The organism is Luteimonas sp. TWI596, from assembly GCF_039674105.1.
Classification (GTDB): Bacteria; Pseudomonadota; Gammaproteobacteria; order Xanthomonadales; family Xanthomonadaceae; genus Luteimonas.
The window spans coordinates 122935-140183 of sequence record NZ_JBDJMU010000007.1 but is presented as its reverse complement, the minus strand read 5'-3'; the positions used below and the strand labels follow the sequence as shown (position 1 = coordinate 140183).

The 17249-nt window shown below is 69.2% G+C and carries 16 protein-coding genes; 10 read left to right on the top strand and 6 right to left on the bottom strand.

The window, feature by feature from the left end:
* Positions 1–63: 63 nt before the first annotated feature.
* The 4 genes from ABE487_RS07550 to ABE487_RS07535 form a co-directional block, all read right to left on the bottom strand.
* Positions 64–465 carry a hypothetical protein gene (locus tag ABE487_RS07550; protein ID WP_346442503.1) on the bottom strand — a complete coding sequence of 134 codons (402 nt, stop codon included), beginning with the start codon at positions 463–465 and terminating at the stop codon, positions 64–66.
* 135 nt (positions 466–600) lie between these two features.
* A complete protein-coding gene (locus ABE487_RS07545) occupies positions 601–1896 on the bottom strand; it encodes a replication-associated recombination protein A (RefSeq protein WP_346442621.1) in 1296 nt (431 codons plus the stop codon).
* Positions 1897–2061: 165 nt separating this feature from the next.
* Positions 2062–2706, bottom strand: a complete 645-nt coding sequence (gene lolA / locus ABE487_RS07540; RefSeq protein WP_346451861.1) for an outer membrane lipoprotein chaperone LolA — start codon at positions 2704–2706, stop codon at positions 2062–2064.
* Positions 2707–2818: 112 nt separating this feature from the next.
* The gene (locus ABE487_RS07535; RefSeq protein ID WP_346451863.1) at positions 2819–5197 is read right to left on the bottom strand and encodes a DNA translocase FtsK 4TM domain-containing protein; all 2379 of its coding nucleotides are present in this window, start codon (positions 5195–5197) and stop codon (positions 2819–2821) included.
* 254 nt (positions 5198–5451) lie between these two features.
* On the opposite strand from ABE487_RS07535, the gene trxB reads away from it, so the two are divergent.
* The 5 genes from trxB to infA all read left to right on the top strand — a co-directional run bounded on the left by trxB (position 5452) and on the right by infA (position 10336).
* On the top strand, positions 5452–6414 hold the full coding sequence (gene trxB, locus ABE487_RS07530) for a thioredoxin-disulfide reductase (protein WP_346442509.1): 963 nt from the start codon (positions 5452–5454) through the stop codon (positions 6412–6414).
* 51 nt (positions 6415–6465) lie between these two features.
* Positions 6466–7719 carry a DUF2254 domain-containing protein gene (locus ABE487_RS07525; protein WP_346442511.1) on the top strand — a complete coding sequence of 418 codons (1254 nt, stop codon included), beginning with the start codon at positions 6466–6468 and terminating at the stop codon, positions 7717–7719.
* A complete protein-coding gene (locus ABE487_RS07520; RefSeq protein ID WP_346451865.1) occupies positions 7716–8849 on the top strand; it encodes a GNAT family N-acetyltransferase in 1134 nt (377 codons plus the stop codon). Before ABE487_RS07525 ends, ABE487_RS07520 begins: the two co-directional genes overlap by 4 nt.
* Complete coding sequence (aat, locus tag ABE487_RS07515; RefSeq protein ID WP_346442623.1) at positions 8846–9613, top strand: leucyl/phenylalanyl-tRNA--protein transferase; 768 nt, start codon at positions 8846–8848, stop codon at positions 9611–9613. Before ABE487_RS07520 ends, aat begins: the two co-directional genes overlap by 4 nt.
* Positions 9614–10117: 504 nt before the next feature.
* Positions 10118–10336: a translation initiation factor IF-1 gene (gene infA / locus ABE487_RS07510; RefSeq protein ID WP_047138142.1), complete on the top strand. Its 219-nt coding sequence runs from the start codon at positions 10118–10120 to the stop codon at positions 10334–10336.
* A 109-nt stretch (positions 10337–10445) separates the two neighbouring features.
* Here infA and clpA read toward each other — a convergent pair whose 3' ends face one another.
* Positions 10446–12725, bottom strand: a complete 2280-nt coding sequence (gene clpA / locus ABE487_RS07505; RefSeq protein WP_346448398.1) for an ATP-dependent Clp protease ATP-binding subunit ClpA — start codon at positions 12723–12725, stop codon at positions 10446–10448.
* Between the two features lie 90 nt (positions 12726–12815).
* On the bottom strand, positions 12816–13136 hold the full coding sequence (clpS, locus tag ABE487_RS07500) for an ATP-dependent Clp protease adapter ClpS (RefSeq protein ID WP_346442517.1): 321 nt from the start codon (positions 13134–13136) through the stop codon (positions 12816–12818).
* A gap of 198 nt (positions 13137–13334) precedes the next feature.
* Between clpS and ABE487_RS07495 the strand changes: the two genes are divergently transcribed.
* The 5 genes from ABE487_RS07495 (at position 13335) to ABE487_RS07475 (ending at position 17127) form a co-directional block, all read left to right on the top strand.
* On the top strand, positions 13335–13805 hold the full coding sequence (locus ABE487_RS07495) for an NUDIX hydrolase (protein WP_346442518.1): 471 nt from the start codon (positions 13335–13337) through the stop codon (positions 13803–13805).
* Positions 13802–14965, top strand: coding sequence for a tRNA 2-thiouridine(34) synthase MnmA (mnmA, locus tag ABE487_RS07490; RefSeq protein WP_346448396.1), 1164 nt, complete (start codon positions 13802–13804; stop codon positions 14963–14965). Before ABE487_RS07495 ends, mnmA begins: the two co-directional genes overlap by 4 nt.
* Positions 14962–15573, top strand: coding sequence for a high frequency lysogenization protein HflD (hflD, locus tag ABE487_RS07485; protein ID WP_346442522.1), 612 nt, complete (start codon positions 14962–14964; stop codon positions 15571–15573). The genes mnmA and hflD overlap by 4 nt, the downstream gene beginning before the upstream one ends.
* A 104-nt stretch (positions 15574–15677) precedes the next feature.
* The gene (locus ABE487_RS07480) at positions 15678–16871 is read left to right on the top strand and encodes a methyl-accepting chemotaxis protein (RefSeq protein ID WP_346442524.1); all 1194 of its coding nucleotides are present in this window, start codon (positions 15678–15680) and stop codon (positions 16869–16871) included.
* 61 nt (positions 16872–16932) lie between these two features.
* Positions 16933–17127, top strand: coding sequence for a hypothetical protein (locus ABE487_RS07475; protein ID WP_346451866.1), 195 nt, complete (start codon positions 16933–16935; stop codon positions 17125–17127).
* The last annotated feature ends 122 nt before the right edge of the window (positions 17128–17249 follow it).

Below are 17249 nucleotides of genomic sequence, written 5' to 3'. Positions count from 1 at the left end.
CCGCTCGACGGTGAACCTGACAAATTGTGCCCTGCCCAAAGGAGCCTGCTTCAGCGCTGCCGACTACCGGATCCCGCGGTGGTTGCAGGCCGAAGAGACCGCATCGTTGAGCCGGCGCAGGTCGTCGTAGCGGCGCTTCAAGCCGAGGCGGGCCAGCGTCGTGTCGCGGTGCGCGCGAGCCGCGATGCAGCGCGCATGTCGGTCATCGCGCGTCGCGGCGGACCGGCGGGGCGCATGGAGGCGGCGCGCACGCACCGTTCGTGGACGCGCCGAAGGGGTATTCGACGTCACCTGGACCGGTTGCGCCACAACAGGTGGCGGCCGCAGATCGGCGATCTCCCAGGTCCGCAACGTCGCGCCCGCGCAGGCCTGCGACTGGTAGACGATGCCCCCCGTGGCCTCCCGGCACTTGTGCAGCGACTGGGCAGTTGCCGGCAGCACGCACAGCATCAGCAGCGCGAACATCGACCTTCGCATGGGCTCCATCCTGGGCGCGATCTTGGACGGATACGGTGCCGTGTCGTCGGGCCTGGCGCATCGGCGCTCCGGCCAATCAGCCTAGGGCTGGCCCGCGCGAGCGGATCGGGGATTGCCGCGGCGTCAGTCGTCGCGTGCGGCGCGGGCCGCTTCGCGGGCGGCGCGTAGCTGGTCGAGCTTGTCCTTGAGCTTGATCTCCATGCCGCGGGCGACGGGCTGGTAGTAGACCCGCTCACCCATCGCATCCGGGAACCCGGTCTGGTCGAGCGCGATGCCGCCTTCGGCATCGTGATCGTACTGGTAGCCCGTGCCGTAGCCGAGTTCCTTCATCAGCTTGGTCGGCGCGTTGCGGATGTGCATCGGCACTTCCTGCGTGCCGTACTCGCGCACGTCGCGCTTGGCCTGGTTGAAGGCCATGTACGCGGCGTTCGACTTGGCGGTGCTGGCCAGATAGATCGCCACTTGCGCCAGGGCCAGGTCGCCCTCGGGGCTGCCGAGCCGGTCGAAGGTGTTCCAGGCGTCGATCGCCATCTGCAGGGCTCGCGGGTCGGCCAGGCCGATGTCCTCGACCGCCATCCGGGTCAGCCGCCGGGCGAGATAGCCGGGGTCGCAGCCGCCGTCGAGCATGCGTGCCAGCCAGTACAGCGCCGCGTCGGGGTTGGAACTGCGCACCGATTTGTGCAGCGCCGAGATCTGGTCGTAGAACTGCTCGCCGCCCTTGTCGAAGCGGCGGGTGCGGTCGGCCAGGACCTGCTCGATCGTGCCGGCGGTGACCTCTCCGCCCTCGCCCGCCAGTTCGGCGGCGATTTCCAGCAGCGTCAGCGCCCGGCGCACGTCGCCGTCGGCAGCCACCGCGATCAGCCGCAGCAGGTCGTCGGCGATGTGCAGCGTGCGGTCGCCCAGGCCGCGCTCGGGGTCGGCGAGCGCACGGCGCAGCGCATCCTGGATGTCGTCGGGCGAGACCGCTTCCATCACGTGCACGCGGCAGCGCGAGAGCAGCGCGGAATTGAGCTCGAACGACGGGTTTTCGGTGGTCGCGCCGACGAACACGATCGTGCCGCGCTCGATGTGCGGCAGGAAGGCGTCCTGCTGGGTCTTGTTGAAGCGGTGCACCTCGTCGACGAACAGCACCGTGCGTCGGCCGCCGTCGAAGCGGTGCGCGGCCTCGGCCAGCACCTGGCGGACCTCGGGCAGGCCCGACAGCACGGCCGAGATCGCCTTGAACTCGGCATCGGCATAGCGCGCCAGCAGCAAGGCCAGCGTGGTCTTGCCGCAACCCGGCGGCCCCCACAACACCATCGAGTGCACCTTGCCGGCCTCGACCGCGGTGCGCAGCGCTGTGCCCTCGGCGAGCAGGCGACGCTGGCCAACCATTTCGTCGAGGCTGGCCGGACGCATGCGCTCGGCGAGCGGACGCATGGCGCTGCGGTCGACCTGCAGCAGGTCGCCGGTCAACGAGGCGGCGGACTTGGCGGAACGGGACACGAGGCAGCTGCGCGGGACAGAAGACGGGTCTTCACGATAGCAAGCCGCCGTCGCAACCCGTGCGACGGCGGCAGAGATCAGCCGATGGGATCGAGCAGGCTATTCGTCGCCGCCGACGACGTCGACGCCGGCCGGCGGGGTGTAGCGGAAGGTCGAAGCGGCGAACGTGGGATTGCGCTTCCAGCCGCTGAAGCCGATCGTCGTGCGCTGGCCGAGGCTGTCGAGGATCTCCATCCGCGCCAGGCCGCCGTCGTTGCCGAACCCCAGCCGCGCGTTCTCGAACGCGGCGCCCTCGACCTGCTTGGGCCGCAGTTGCAGCCACGACAGGCCGTCGCGCTCGCCGGCCGATTCGACGACGAAGTCGCGGTCGAGTCGGGATGGGTCGATCAGCGCCGCCAGCGGGCTGTCCTGCTCCTCGCTACCCTGCGGGCGGCGCGTGACTTGCTGCAGGTCGAGGTCGTAGACCCAGACTGTCCTGCCGTCGGCGACGATCAGCTGCGGGTACGGTTTGACGTACTCCCAACGGAACAGGCGCGGCGCCGACAGCGCCACGGTGCCGCTCGCACTCTCCTTGACGCGGCCATTGCCGTCGGCGACCTGCTGCGTGAACTGGCCCTCCAGCCCCTTGAGGCCGCGGGTGAAGGCGTCGAGCTGGGCGCGCGCATCGGTGGCCTGGGCAAGCCCTGCGGCCAGCAGCACGGAGGCGGCGACGAGCCAGCGGGAATGACGGAAGATCGGACGCATCCTTGGACCTCGGCTGATCGGGAATCGTTGCGGTGAGTGTGCGAATCGGTGCCTGAATGCGACGCCGACATGCGCCTGTCGGACGCATGCCGCGGCATCGACTGTTCAGCCGTCAGCGCGGCGGCGGCGGTGCGAGCACGCTGCGGTCGCCATTGTGCTCGGGCGGGCTGACCACGCCGGCCATCTCCATCGCCTCGACCAGACGTGCGGCGCGGTTGTAACCGATCTTGAGCCGGCGCTGCACGCCGGAGATCGACGCGCGGCGGGTCTCGGTGACGATCTTGACCGCCTCGTCGTACAGCGGGTCGCTCTCGTCCCCGCCACCGCCGCTGGCCTCCGGCAGGCCGGTCGCGCCGACCACGGTGCCGTCGCCCATCGTCTGCACCTCGTCGAGCACGCCTTCGATGTACTCGGCCTTTCCGCTCTGCTTGAGGTGCTCGACGACGCGGTGCACCTCGTCGTCGGAGACGAACGCGCCATGCACGCGTTCGGGCATCGCGGTGCCGGGCGGCAAATAGAGCATGTCGCCGTTGCCGAGCAGAGTCTCGGCGCCGGACTGGTCGAGGATCGTGCGCGAGTCGATCTTGGAGCTGACCTGGAAGGCGATGCGGGTCGGGATGTTGGCCTTGATCAGGCCGGTGATGACGTCGACCGACGGGCGCTGCGTGGCCAGGATCAGGTGGATGCCTGCCGCACGGGCCTTCTGCGCCAGGCGCGCGATCAGTTCTTCGACCTTCTTGCCGACGATCATCATCATGTCGGCGAATTCGTCGATGAAGATGACGATGTAGGGCAGCGGCTCGAGCAGGTCGGCGACCTCCCCGCTCTCGGGGTTGGGCCGGAACAGCGGGTCGGACAGCGGCTGGCCGGCGTCCTGGGCGTCCCTGACCTTCTTGTTGAAGCCCGCGAGGTTGCGCACGCCCACCGCGCTCATCAGCTTGTAGCGACGCTCCATCTCGGCCACGCACCAGCGCAGGCCGTTGGCGGCCTCCTTCATGTCGGTGACGACCGGTGCGAGCAGGTGCGGGATGCCCTCGTAGACGCTCAATTCGAGCATCTTCGGGTCGATCATCAGCATTCGCAGGTCTTTGGGCGAGGCCTTGAACAGCAGGCTGAGCACCATCGAATTGACCGCGACCGACTTGCCCGAGCCGGTGGTACCGGCGACGAGCAGGTGCGGCATGCGCGCCAGATCAGCAACGACCGGATTGCCGCTGATGCCCTTGCCCAGCGCCAGCGTCAACGGGCTGGCCGATTTGTCGTATTCCTTGGAGTCGAGCAACTCGGTGAGATAGATCATCTCCCGGCGCACGTTGGGGATTTCCAGGCCGATCACCGACTTGCCGGGGATCACGTCGACCACGCGCACAGCCTTGACCGACAGGCCGCGGGCGATGTCCTTGTCCAGCGAACTGATCTGGCTGACCTTGACGCCTGGCGCGGGCTCCATCTCGAAACGCGTGATCACCGGGCCCGGCTGGGCCTCCTTGACCTCGACATCGATGCGGAAGTCCTTGAGCTTGAACTCGATCTGCCGCGAGAGCGTATCGAGCGTCGCCTCGTCGTAGCCACTCGGCTGGGGCTTGGGCGGATCGAGCAGCGACAGCGGCGGCAGGTCCGAGCCATCGGCATTGACGCCCTGGAACATCGGAATCTGCTGTTCGCGCTTGGCGCGCTCGCTTTTCTCCACGACCGGCGGGACCACCGGCGCTTCGATCTTCACCGGCGCGCGCTTGGCGCGCAGTTCGGTCTCGATCTTGCGCGCCTCGGTGCGCTCCTCGCGATGCTCGCGCGCAGCCTTCCACTCGGTGGCCTGCTTGCTGCTGCGGCGCAGCAGCGGCGGCAACTTCAGGATCCAGCCGCCGATGCGGTCCATCAGCGCGAACCACGACAGGCCGGTCGCCAGCGTCACCGACACCAGGAACAGCGCGATCAGGAACAGGTTGCCGCCGACCTGGCCGAAGGCGCCCGACAGCGAGCGCCCGACCAGCCGCCCGAGGATGCCACCGCCGCCGGCCGGATAGCCGGCCAGCACGTCGAACCGCAGCGCCAGCAGGCCCGCGGCCGAGATCAGGAAGCCGACGATGCCCACCAGCCGCAGCGCGGGGCCGAAGTCGGCGCGGCCTTCGCTGCCCGCGTCCATGCCGAACAGCGCGATCCAGGCGACCGCACCGAGGATCGGCGGCAGCAGGTAGGCCATCAGCCCGCACAACTGCAGCAGGATATCGGCCGTCCACGCGCCGACCGGTCCGCCGACGTTGTGGATCTCGGTCGCCACCACCCCGCCCTGGTTCGACCAGCTCGGATCGGTGTTCGAGTAGGTGACCAGGCACGCCAGCAGGTACAGCAGCAGCGGCGCGGTGACGATCAGGGCGATGTCGCGCAGCAGCCGCTGGCGCCGCGGATTGGGCGCAGCGGCGGTCGTCGCCTTCGCGGTGGCCTTTTCGGCGCCGCGGGCGCGCTTGACGCGATCTGAGAGCGGACGTGCCACCGTGGGTAATTACCTGAGGAATTCGATACAGGTCGTTGATATTACGCCAAGCTCGGCTCCGCTGCAGCGCGACTTGGGACGGCAGCTGCGGCGGCCCCAGGGGCATCCGGGGTCGGCGCGGGCCAGCCGCGTCGCCCTGCGCGACGAGCGACGCTGCGTTGCGCGCGGCGGCCTCCGGCGCGCCTTGTCTTGCCGGGAGCGGGACGCCAAGCTATGCGTCACACACGCCGCAGTGCGATCAACCGCGAGTCTACATGAGCTCTTCGAACGGCCCCCGCCACATCCGTCTGCTGATCCTGGGCTCCGGCCCCGCCGGCTGGACCGCCGCCGTCTACGCGGCCCGCGCCAACCTCAAGCCGGTCGTCGTGACCGGCATGCAAATGGGCGGCCAGCTGATGACCACCACCGAGGTCGACAACTGGCCGGGCGATGCCCACGGCCTGCTCGGCCCGGACCTGATGGCGCGCATGCAGGCGCACGCCGAGCGCTTCGACACCGAGGTCGTGTTCGACCACATCCATACCGCCGACCTGTCCCAGCGCCCGTTCCGGCTCAAGGGCGACAGCGGCGAGTACACCTGCGATGCGCTGATCATTGCCACTGGGGCGACCGCCAAGTACCTGGGGCTGCCGTCGGAGGAAGCCTTCAAGGGCCGCGGCGTGTCGGCCTGCGCGACCTGCGACGGCTTCTTCTACAAGGATCAGGACGTGGCCGTGGTCGGCGGCGGTAACACCGCGGTCGAGGAAGCGCTGTATCTGTCCAACATCGCCCGCAAGGTCTACCTGGTGCACCGCCGCGACACGCTGCGCGCCGAGAAGATCATGCAGGACAAGCTGTTTGCGAAGATCCAGGCCGGCAAGATCGAGCCGGTGTGGCACCACACCGTCGACGAGGTGCTGGGCAACGACGCCGGCGTGACCGGGCTGCGGGTGAAATCGGTGCATGACGGCGCGACCCGCGACCTCGACGTGCACGGTTTCTTCGTCGCGATCGGCCATACGCCCAACACCACGCTGTTCGAGGGGCAGTTGGCGATGCACAACGGCTATCTCGAGATCCGCTCAGGGATTGACGGCAATGCGACTTCAACCAACGTGCCGGGCGTGTTCGCCGCGGGCGATGTCACCGACCAGCACTATCGCCAGGCGATCACCTCGGCGGGCTTCGGCTGCATGGCCGCACTCGATGCCGAACGCTTCCTCGATCAGCAGGGCTGATCGCGGAAGCGTCGCGCAGGCGGACGCGCGCGACGCGGCCGGCCGCCTGCCGTGACCGTCGAACAACTGCGCCTGTTCGCGCGCCGCCACGGCCGGCGCATGTGGGTCCGTGCGACCGTGTATTGCGCGCTGGGGGTGGTCACCGCGCTGGTCGGCGCGCTGGTCAAGACCTGGATCCCGGAGTCGCTGGCCGGCCGGATCGGCGCCGACTCGGTCGGCAATCTGCTCAGTATCCTGGCCGCCTCGATGCTCGCGGTCACCACGTTCTCGCTGTCGACGATGGTCTCGGCCTACAGCTCGGCGTCGACCGGTGCGACGCCGCGCGCGACGCGCCTGCTGATCGCCGACAGCGCGGCGCAGAGCGCGCTGGCGACGTTCATCGGCGCCTTCCTGTTCTCGGTGGTCGGCCTGATCGCGCTGAGCACCGGCCTCTACGGCGACAGCGGCCGCGTGGTGCTGTTCGCTGCGACGGTGCTGGTGATCGTGCTGATCACGCTGACCCTGTTGCGCTGGATCGAGCAGTTGTCGAGCTTCGGCCGGCTCGGCGCGACGATCAATCTGGTCGAGGCAACCACGCGCCGGGCGATCCGGGCGCACCTGCGCGATCCCCACCTGGGCGGTGCGCCGGGCATGGGCGCGCCCGAGGGCGGGCATCCGGTGGAGGCCGGGCGCGTCGGCTACATCGAACACGTCGACGTGGCGCGGCTGGCGCAGATCGCGAGCGATCAAGGCGGCGTCGTGCACGTGCTCTGCCGCCCGGGCACGTTCGCCGTGCCGGGACGACCACTGCTGGTACTGGAGGGCACGCCGCCCGATGCCGACACCCGCGATGCGCTGCGCGACGCCTTCACGATCGGCGACGAACGCAGTTTCGACCAGGATCCGCGCTACGGGCTGGTCGTGCTGACCGAGATCGGCAGCCGGGCGTTGTCGGCCGCCACCAACGACAGCGGCACGGCGATCGATGTCGTCGGTACGGCCACCCGACTGCTCTGCGAATGGGCGGCCACGGACACGGCCGGCGACGGCCCGCACCATGCGCGTGTGTTCGTGCCGGCGATTGCGATTGACGATGTCTTCGAGGATGTGTTCCCGCTGCTGGCGCGCGACGGCGCGGGACTGCTGGAGGTCGGCATCCGGCTGCAGAAGGGCCTGGCGGCGATCGCGGCGACCGGCAACCCGGCGTTCGCCACGGCGGCGCGCCGGCAGGCGACGCAGGCGCACGCCCGCGCCCTCGATTCGATGACCTTCGAGGGCGATCGCGCGGCGCTGCGGGACGCGACGGCGAAGGCCTGGGGCACGTGAGCAGCCTGCGCATCGTACGCAGCCTCGATGCCATCGCCGCCGAGGAGTGGGACGCACTGTCGGACGACGGCTATCCGTTCGTCGCGCATGCCTTCCTCGCGGGCCTGGAATCGGAAGGCTGCCTGCGCGCGGACTGGGGCTGGACCCCGCACCATCTGACCCTGTGGGACGCCAACAGGCTTGTGGCGGCCGCGCCGACCTACCTGAAGGCGAACTCCCACGGCGAATTCGTCTTCGACCACGCCTGGGCGCACGCCTATGCCCGCCATGGGCGGGACTACTTCCCCAAGCTGCTGTGCGCGGTGCCCTACACGCCGGTGACCGGGCCGCGGCTGCTGGCGCGCACGCCTGCGGCGCGGACGGCACTGCTCGAGGCGATGCGCGACCAGGTGGGCGCCGCGCAGTTGTCGTCGGCGCATGTGAACTTCCATACCGACGCCGAGGCCGCCGCGTTCGACGATGACTGGCTGCCGCGGGTCGATGTGCAGTACCACTGGTGCAATCCCGGCGACTGGGCAACGTTCGACGATTATCTGGGCGCGATGGACCACAAGCACCGCAAGAACATCCGCCAGGAACGCGCCAAGGTCGCGCGCGCCGGTGTCGACTTCCGGGTGCTGCACGGCGACGAGGCCAGCGACGACGACCTGGCGACGATGCACGGCTTCTACCTGCAGACCTTCGCCGAGTACGGCAATTCGCCGGCACTGACGCTGGATTTTCTGCGTCACCTGGCACGCACGATGCCGCGGCAGCTGGTGCTGGTGTTCGCGGACCTGGCCGGCGTGCCGGTCGCCGGCGCGCTGTGCCTGCGCGGCGGCGACACGCTGTACGGCCGCTATTGGGGGGCGCACATCGCCCTGCCCGGCCTGCACTTCGAGACCTGCTACTACCAGGGCATCGCCTATTGCCTGCGCGAGGGCCTGCGCCGCTTCGAGCCCGGCGCGCAGGGCGAGCACAAGCTCGCGCGCGGGTTCTTGCCGGCGTTCGTGCACAGCCGCCATTGGATCGCCGATCCGCAGTTCCGCGAGGCGCTGCGCGACTGGTGCGCGCAGGAAGCCGAAGCGATCGGCGGCTACGCCGCTTCGCTTGGCCGCAGCGGCCCGTTCCGCGCGGACGCGCTGCGCTGAGCCTGCACCTGCCGCAGTTGGACAGCGATCCGCTGGCGCCATTTCCGCCGGTGGCCTCGGCGCTGCGGCGCCCTGACGGCCTGCTGGCCTTCGGCGGCGACCTGTCGGTGACCCGGCTGGCCAATGCCTACCGGCAGGGCATCTTTCCTTGGTACTCCCAGGGCCAGCCGATCCTGTGGTGGTCGCCCGACCCGCGCACCGTCTTCGAGACTGCAACCTTCACGCTGCCGCGGCGCTTTATCCGCCAGTTGCGGCGCAGCGAGTGGCAGGTCCGCGCCGACACCGCCTTCGAAGCGGTCGTTGCGGCCTGCGCGTCGGCACCGCGCCCCGACCAGGACGGCACCTGGATCACCGACGCCATGCAGGCCGCCTACGCCGCACTGCACCGCGCAGGCCTGGCCCACAGCGTCGAGGTCTTCGACGGCGACCGGCTGGTCGGCGGCCTCTACGGCGTTGCGATCGGCCGGATGTTCTTCGGCGAGAGCATGTTCAGCCGAACCTCCGGCGGCTCCAAGCTCGCGCTCGGCGCGCTGGCCCGCCAGCTCCATCGCTGGCAGATGCCGCTGATCGACGCCCAGGTCGGCAATCCGCACCTGGAAGCATTGGGCGCCACGCAATGGCCCAGACCCCGATTCGCCGCGGCCATCGCCGCCCTGGTCGAGCAGCCGCCACCGGTCGACGGCGCCTGGACGCAGACGTTCGGCGTCCAGCACGCCGCGACGTTCGCCGGACGCGCGGACGAGACTGCCGCCGGGCCAGCTTGACCCGCCTCGACCTCAGGACTGGCGGACAATCCGTAAGAATTCTTCGCCGAAGCCAGGGGAATCCTGCCTCTGCGCTCGACCGGTGCGTTCGTCTTCGTCGCGCGCGTCGCGCCGGCCGGGGACTGCTCCTCGGCTCGGTCAGCCATCCCTGGCTCGCTATCGCAATCCCCAGCCGGCCCGACGCACTGAGGCCCGACAGTGCGCGACTTTGTCCAGCAGGCCCCGAAGTCGGGTTGCAGACGTCCATGGCAGCGGACCGGTGGTCGGTGACCGCGTCGAGCGCGCCATGGATGGCGCGCGCTCGAGTCAAGGCAGGATGCCTTGCCGAGGGGAGAGCGGCTTCCGGCCACCAGGCTGCTGCCCACCCGGAGTAGGACTCACACGTCCGCACTCAGCCGATCACAAGGGCGCAGCCTTTTGCATCGGTGCGGCAGCCGTGCCACAATACCCGACTTTGCCGGCGCGGCTTCAGCGCGGCTCCCTAACGACGAGTACCCAACACGAATGGCGAAAGACGACGTCATCGAATTCGAAGGCTCGGTCTCCGAGACGCTCCCGAACACCATGTTCCGCGTCAAGCTCGAGAACGGCCACGAAATCATTGCGCACATCTCCGGACGGATGCGCAAGAACTACATCCGCATCCTGACCGGCGACCGGGTCAAGGTCGAGATGACGCCCTACGACCTCACCAAGGGTCGCATCACCTACCGCATGAAGTAAGCGACACGCTCCTAAGCGACGTGCTCCGTCGCCGGACGACGAAAAGGCAGCCAAGGGCTGCCTTTTCGCGTTGCGCACGCCGGTTGGCGAACCGGCGGCGGTGCGCGCCTCACTCCACGGTCGCAGTGAGCAGGCGCTCGGGCTCGGCGAAGGTCTGCACGGTCAACTCGCCGTCCTCGACATCCACCACCACCCGACCGCCGCCCATCAACTTGCCGAACAGCAGCTCGTCGGCGAGGCGGCGCTTGATCCGGTCCTGGATCACGCGCGACATCGGACGCGCGCCCATCTGCGGGTCGAACCCGTGCTGGGCCAGCCAGTCGCGCGCGGCCGGCGTGGCGCTGAGCGTGACGTCCTTGTCGTGCAGTTGGCTCTCGAGCTCGATCATGAACTTGTCGACCACGCGCAGGATGTGATCCAGACCCAGCGACTGGAACTGCACGATCGCATCCAGCCGGTTGCGGAACTCCGGCGAGAAGCTCTTGCGGATCACTTCCATCGCGTCGCTGCTGTGGTCCTGGCGCATGAAGCCGATCGACCGGCGCGAGGCCTGGGTGGCGCCGGCGTTGGTGGTCATCACCACGATCACGTTGCGGAAATTCGCCTCGCGGCCGTTGGTGTCGGTCAGCACACCGCGGTCCATGACCTGCAACAGGATGTTGAAGATGTCCGGATGCGCCTTCTCGACCTCGTCGAGCAACAGCACGCAGTGCGGCGTCTTGACGATCTTCTCGGTCAACAGCCCGCCCTGGTCGAACCCCACGTAGCCCGGAGGCGCGCCGATCAGGCGGCTGATCGAGTGCGCCTCCATGTACTCGGACATGTCGAAGCGCACCAGCTCGATGCCCAACTGCAGCGCCAACTGCCGGGTGACCTCGGTCTTGCCGACGCCCGTGGGGCCGGCGAACAGGAAATTGCCGATCGGCTTGTCGGGATCGCCCAGGCCCGAGCGGGCCAGCTTGATCGCAGACGTCAGCGTCTCGATCGCCGGGTCCTGGCCGAAGATCACCATCTTCAGGTTGCGCTCGAGGTGCTCGAGCACGTCCTTGTCGGTCGCGCTGACCTGCTTGGCCGGGATGCGCGCCATCTTGGCCACGATCGTCTCGACCTCCTCGACATCGATCAACGCCTTGCGCACGCCCTCGGGCAGCAGCCGCTGGCGGGCACCGGCCTCGTCGATCACGTCGATCGCCTTGTCGGGCAGCAGCCGGTCGGCGATGTGCTTGACCGACAGGTCGACTGCTGCCTGCAGCGCGTCGTCGGCGTAAGTCACGTCGTGATGCGCCTCGTACTTGGGCTTGAGGCCCAGCAGGATCTGGTAGGCCTCGCCGACGGTCGGCTCGACGATGTCGATCTTCTGGAAGCGCCGGGCGAGCGCGCGGTCCTTTTCGAAGATACCGCGGTACTCCTGGAACGTCGTCGAACCGATGCAGCGCAGATCGCCCGACGACAGCGCCGGCTTGATCAGGTTCGAGGCGTCCATCGTGCCACCCGACGCCGACCCGGCGCCGATGATGGTGTGGATCTCGTCGATGAACAGAATCGCACCGGGATGCTTCTTGATCGCCGAGAGCACCGCCTTCAGGCGCTTCTCGAAATCGCCGCGGTACTTGGTGCCGGCGACCAGCGCGCCGAGGTCGAGCGAATAGATCGTCGCCTCGCTCAGCACCTCGGGCACCTCACCGTCGACGATGCGCTTGGCCAGGCCTTCGGCGATCGCCGTCTTGCCGACCCCGGCCTCGCCGACGTACAGCGGGTTGTTCTTGCGGCGGCGGCACAGCACCTGGATCGTGCGCTCGACCTCCTCGGCCCGGCCCACCAGCGGATCGATGCGGCCCTCGCGCGCGGCGGCGTTGAGGTCGCTGGCGAACTCGGCCAGGGCATCCCCCTTGGCCTCGCCCTCCCCGCCTGCGCCCGCCGCGCCGTCCTCGTGCGCACTCTCGGGCTCCTCGCCACCGGCCTTGGCGATGCCGTGCGAGAGATAGTTGACGACATCCAGCCGGGTCACGTCCTGCTGGTTGAGGTAGTAGACCGCGTGCGAGTCCTTCTCGCCGAAGATCGCCACCAGCACGTTGGCGCCGGTGACCTCCTTCTTGCCGGAGGACTGGACATGGTAGACGGCGCGCTGCAGGACCCGCTGAAAGCCCAGCGTGGGCTGGGTGTCGCGGGTGTCCTCATCGGCGAGCTTGGTCACCGAGGTCAGAATGGCCTGTTCCAGATCGCCACGCAGACGGGCGAAATCGGCACCTGTCGCCTTGAGCACCGACTCGGCGGACGGGTTCTCGAGCAGGGCCAGCAGCAGGTGTTCGACCGTCATGTACTCGTCGCGGGCTTCGCGGGCGCGCTTGTAGCACTGGCCGATCGTGAACTCGAGATCTTTGCTGAACATGGGGCGGGGCCTCCGGAATCACTGCAACCCTGAGTGGGGGCCCGGACCCGGCTTTTCCATCCCTGCCCCGGTCCTGTCAGCCGGCTCTTACTAGGCCTTCTCCATCGTGCACAGCAAGGGGTGAAGGTTGAGTCTTGCGTATTCGTTCACCTGCGCGACTTTCGACTCGGCGACCTCGCGGCTGTAGATCCCGCATACCCCCCGGCCTCGGGTGTGGACGTGCAGCATGACCTGGGTGGCGCGCTCGATGTCGAGCGCGAAGAATCGGGTCAGGATCTCGACGACAAAATCCATCGGCGTGTAGTCGTCGTTGAGCAGCAGCACCGAATACAGCGGCGGTGGCGCCACTTCCGGCCTGCTGGTCTCCACGACCGTGCCGTGGTCGTGCTCGTGTTGGTGTCTACGGCTCATGGCGCAATTATAAGCGCCGGCGATGGACGCGTCGGGAGCGCCGGGGAGACAATGCCCCGAGTCCCCCGCCCGATCTGCCATGCGCCTTCGTTCCCCGCCCCGCCCGTTCCCCGCCCCCGTCCGTGTTGCGGCCGGCGGCCGCATGGCGCGATGCCACCGCTGCGCGACCGCGACGTGGTCCGCAGCCGGAGCGACCCGATGAGCGGGCGTTTCTGGCAGCCCGACGTGACCGTGGCCAGCGTCGTGTTCGATGCCGGCCGGGTGCTGTGCGTGGAGGAGCGGGTCGATGGTCGCCTGGTGCTCAACCAGCCGGCGGGCCATCTCGAGCCCGACGAGGCACTGGTCGATGCGGCGGTGCGCGAGACCCTCGAAGAATCGGGCTGGACGGTCGAGCCGACCGCGCTGATCGGCCTGTACCAGTGGAGATCCCCGCCGCGCCCGGGCGAGGCCGACGGCCGCCACTTCATTCGCGTGGCCGTGGTCGCCCGCCCACTGGCACACGACCCGGACCGCACGCTCGATGACGGCATCGTGCAGGCGCTGTGGCTCACGCCCGAGGCGCTGCGCGCCGAGGCCGCACGCCATCGCAGCCCACTGGTCTGGCAGGTCGTCGCCGACTGCCTGGCCGGACAGCGTCACCCGCTGTCGCTGCTGCGCCAACTTCGATGAGCGCGCCGGAGGTCGTCGTCGGCCTGTCGGGCGGGGTCGATTCGTCGGTCGCCGCGCTGCTGCTGCGCGACGCGGGCACGCCGGTGGCCGCTCTGTTCATGCAGAACTGGGCCGACGACGATGCCCAGGACGGCAGCGGCGTCTGCCGCGCCGAGGACGATCGGCGCGACGCGGTCGCAGTGGCCGGCCGTCTGGGCCTGCCGATCCATTTCCGCGACTTCTCGCGCGAATACTGGGACGGTGTGTTCGCCCACTTCATCACCGAGTACGCGGCCGGGCGTACGCCCAATCCCGACGTGTTGTGCAACCGCGAGATCAAGTTCCGGCATTTCCTCGATGCGGCGCACGCGCTGGGCGCGACCCGGATCGCGACCGGCCACTATGCCCGTGTGGGGCGTGACGGCAGCGGCTGGCAGCTGCTGCGGGCCGTGGATCGCAGCAAGGACCAGACGTACTTCCTGCACCAGCTCGGCCAGGCGCAACTGGCCGCGACGCTGTTCCCGCTCGGCGACCTGCCCAAATCGCAGGTCCGCGAGATCGCCCGTGCTCATGGCCTGGCGACGGCCGAGAAGAAGGATTCGACCGGTATCTGCTTCATCGGCGAACGCGACTTCCGCAGCTTCCTTGCCCGCTACGTGCCTGCCCGCGAGGGCGAGATCCAGACCGCTGACGGGCGCGTGGTCGGCCGCCATCCGGGGGTGTTCTTCTTCACCCTCGGCCAGCGCGAGGGCCTGCAGTTGGGCGGCGTGCGCGGCTTTGCCGCCGCGCCTTGGTACGTCGTCGACAAACGCGTCCACGACAACGTGCTGGTGGTCGATCAGCAGCGCGACAGCCCCTGGCTGATGTCGCGCACGACCTGGACCGCGCAGGCGCACTGGATTGCGGGCGCGCCGCCGGCCGCCCACTTCGTGGCCAGCGCGCAGACCCGCTACCGCCAGCCCGACGAGGCCTGCGCGGTCGAGGTGCGCGACGACGGCACGCTGGCGGTGCGCTTCGCGCAGCCGCAACGCGCGGTCACGCCCGGCCAGTCGCTGGTGCTCTACGACGGCGAGCGCTGCCTGGGCGGTGCGGTCATCGAGGCGACCGACGCCCCCGCGCCCGCCACCACGACAGCCGCAGGCGGGCCTGATCGCGCCGCAGACGCTAGACTTGTCCGATGAGCGATTCCTTTGACGATCGGGTGCTCGCGCTCGCCGCGCTCGCCCAGGCCCTCCAGCAAGTCCGCACCACCGCCGAGTCCGGCCAGTCGCGTGGCGACGCGGCGCAAACGGTCATCGACAGCGTCTTCCGCATCGATGCCGATTCGGTGGCCGATGTCTACGACGGCGTGCCGCGGTTGCAGCCCGGGCTGCGCCTGCTGCGCGACATCCTGACCCGCCAGCCCCACGACGAGGGCGTGCCGAAACTCGCGATGTCGGTGATGCGGCTCGAACGGCGGTTCTCGGCCGAGCCCGATGTCATCGAGGCGGTGAGTGCAGGCCTGCGCCGGATCGCGCCGCAGGCCGAATCGCAGGGCGCGGCGCATCCCGACGTGTTGCTTGCGCTGGGTGCGCTGTATGCCGACACGATCAGCCAGTTGCGGCCGCGGGTCATGGTCCAGGGCGCACCGCACTACCTGGGCCAGGCCAGCGTGGTCGCTGAGATCCGCGCGCTTTTGCTCGCCGCGGTGCGCGCGACCGTGCTGTGGCGCCAGCTCGGCGGCACCCAGTGGGATCTGCTGTTCTCGCGCGGTCGCATGCTCGAGTCGATCGCCCGGCGCGTGCCCTGAGCGTCAGGCTGCAGGCGTCGATCCGCATTCAGTTGTCAGCGGCCGGCTAAAGGCCGGCCACCGGGTGCCGATACCGGGAGCGTGAGAACCTCCCTGAGAGCGCCATGTACGCACGCATCCTGATCCGCCTCGCCGCGCCGTTGTCGCTGACCCTGCTTCTGCCGCTGGCGTTCGCGCTGGGTTGGGCGGCGCCTGCGCGATGGGCGATCCTGCTGACCCTCACCGCGAGTTGGCTGGGCGTGGGCCTGTGGCTGCTGCGCCGAGAAACCCGGCGTTCGCCCGAACAGGTGCGCGTGCTCAAGGAGCAGGACCAGTTGCTGACCGAACTGCGCCAGTTCGTCGGCGCCGAGATCGAGGGATCGCGGGTCGAGATCGAGCGTGCACGCGAGTTGATCCGACAAGCGGTCAGCGCGCTGGGCAGTAGCTTCGACGCGATGAACCGCAAGTCCCGCCAGCAGGCGCAGGCGATGGGGCGGCTGCTCGACCATACCGGCGACCAGGACGGGATGGGCGGCGCCGATGTCGCCCGCTTCGCGCAACACGCGAGCCAGCGCATGGAACAGTTGGTCGAGGCGCTGGAGCAGGTCAGCGGCCAGAGCGTGACCACCGTGTCGCACATCGATGAGATGGCCGGGCATCTGGACGGCATCTTTGCGCTGCTCGAGGACGTCAAGTCGATCGCCGACCAGACCAACCTGCTCGCGCTCAACGCCGCGATCGAAGCGGCGCGCGCCGGCGAGGCCGGCCGCGGCTTCGCGGTGGTCGCCGACGAGGTCCGCAACCTATCCGAACGCTCGACCGCATTCAACGAACAGATCCGCAAGCTGGCCCATTCGTCGAAGGAGTCGATCGCCAAGGTCCGCGACACGGTCTCCAACATGGCCTCGCGCGACCTGGACCGCTCGCGCGATGCGCGCGCCGAGGCGGCGGGCATGCTGACCCAGGTGGCCGCGATCAACCGCTCGCTCGGCGACGGCATGCGCGAGATCTCCGAGTGCGGGCGCGCAATCGACTCGAGCGTCGGCGACGCGGTGCGGGCACTGCAGTTCGAAGACATCGCGACCCAGGCGCTGGGCGGGGTCCATGCCCACCTCGAGCGCCTGAGCGCGATCAACCGCGAGGCGATCGATCTGCAGGAGATCCTGCATCGCAACGGCGGCGCGCTCGACGAGGAAATGATGCGTGCGCTGCAGCGGATCGGACAGCGCCTGCGCGAGTCGCGCTCGACCTGGGAGAAGCCACCGCACAAGCCGGTTGCGCAGGAGAGCATGGGCGCAGGAACCGTCGAGCTGTTCTGAGTTGGAACCGCGCTCTGCCAGCAGCGCCCCGCCCCAGGCCCCGGCTTCGACCGGGGCCTGCGTGCAGTCGCGCACGAGCGCACCGGCCGATGCCACCGTCAGCAGGATCCCGGCCGACCTGCTGCAGCGGCTCGACGCCGCTGCCCACGAAGAACTGCGCGACCTGCTTGATCACGCGTCCCAGTCGCCATCGCATGCGCCCGCGCCCGATCCGGTGGCGGCCAACATCGCCTGGGACCTGGCCGCCGGCTACTGAGCGTCGCGCTGCGCCACGCGGACGGGCTGGTCAACGAATCCAGCGCGTTCTCCAGCGCACTCCGGGCCACCGGCATCCAGTTACAAAGGCCGACGTGTCGCGCAAGGTGATGCCCCCGCGCC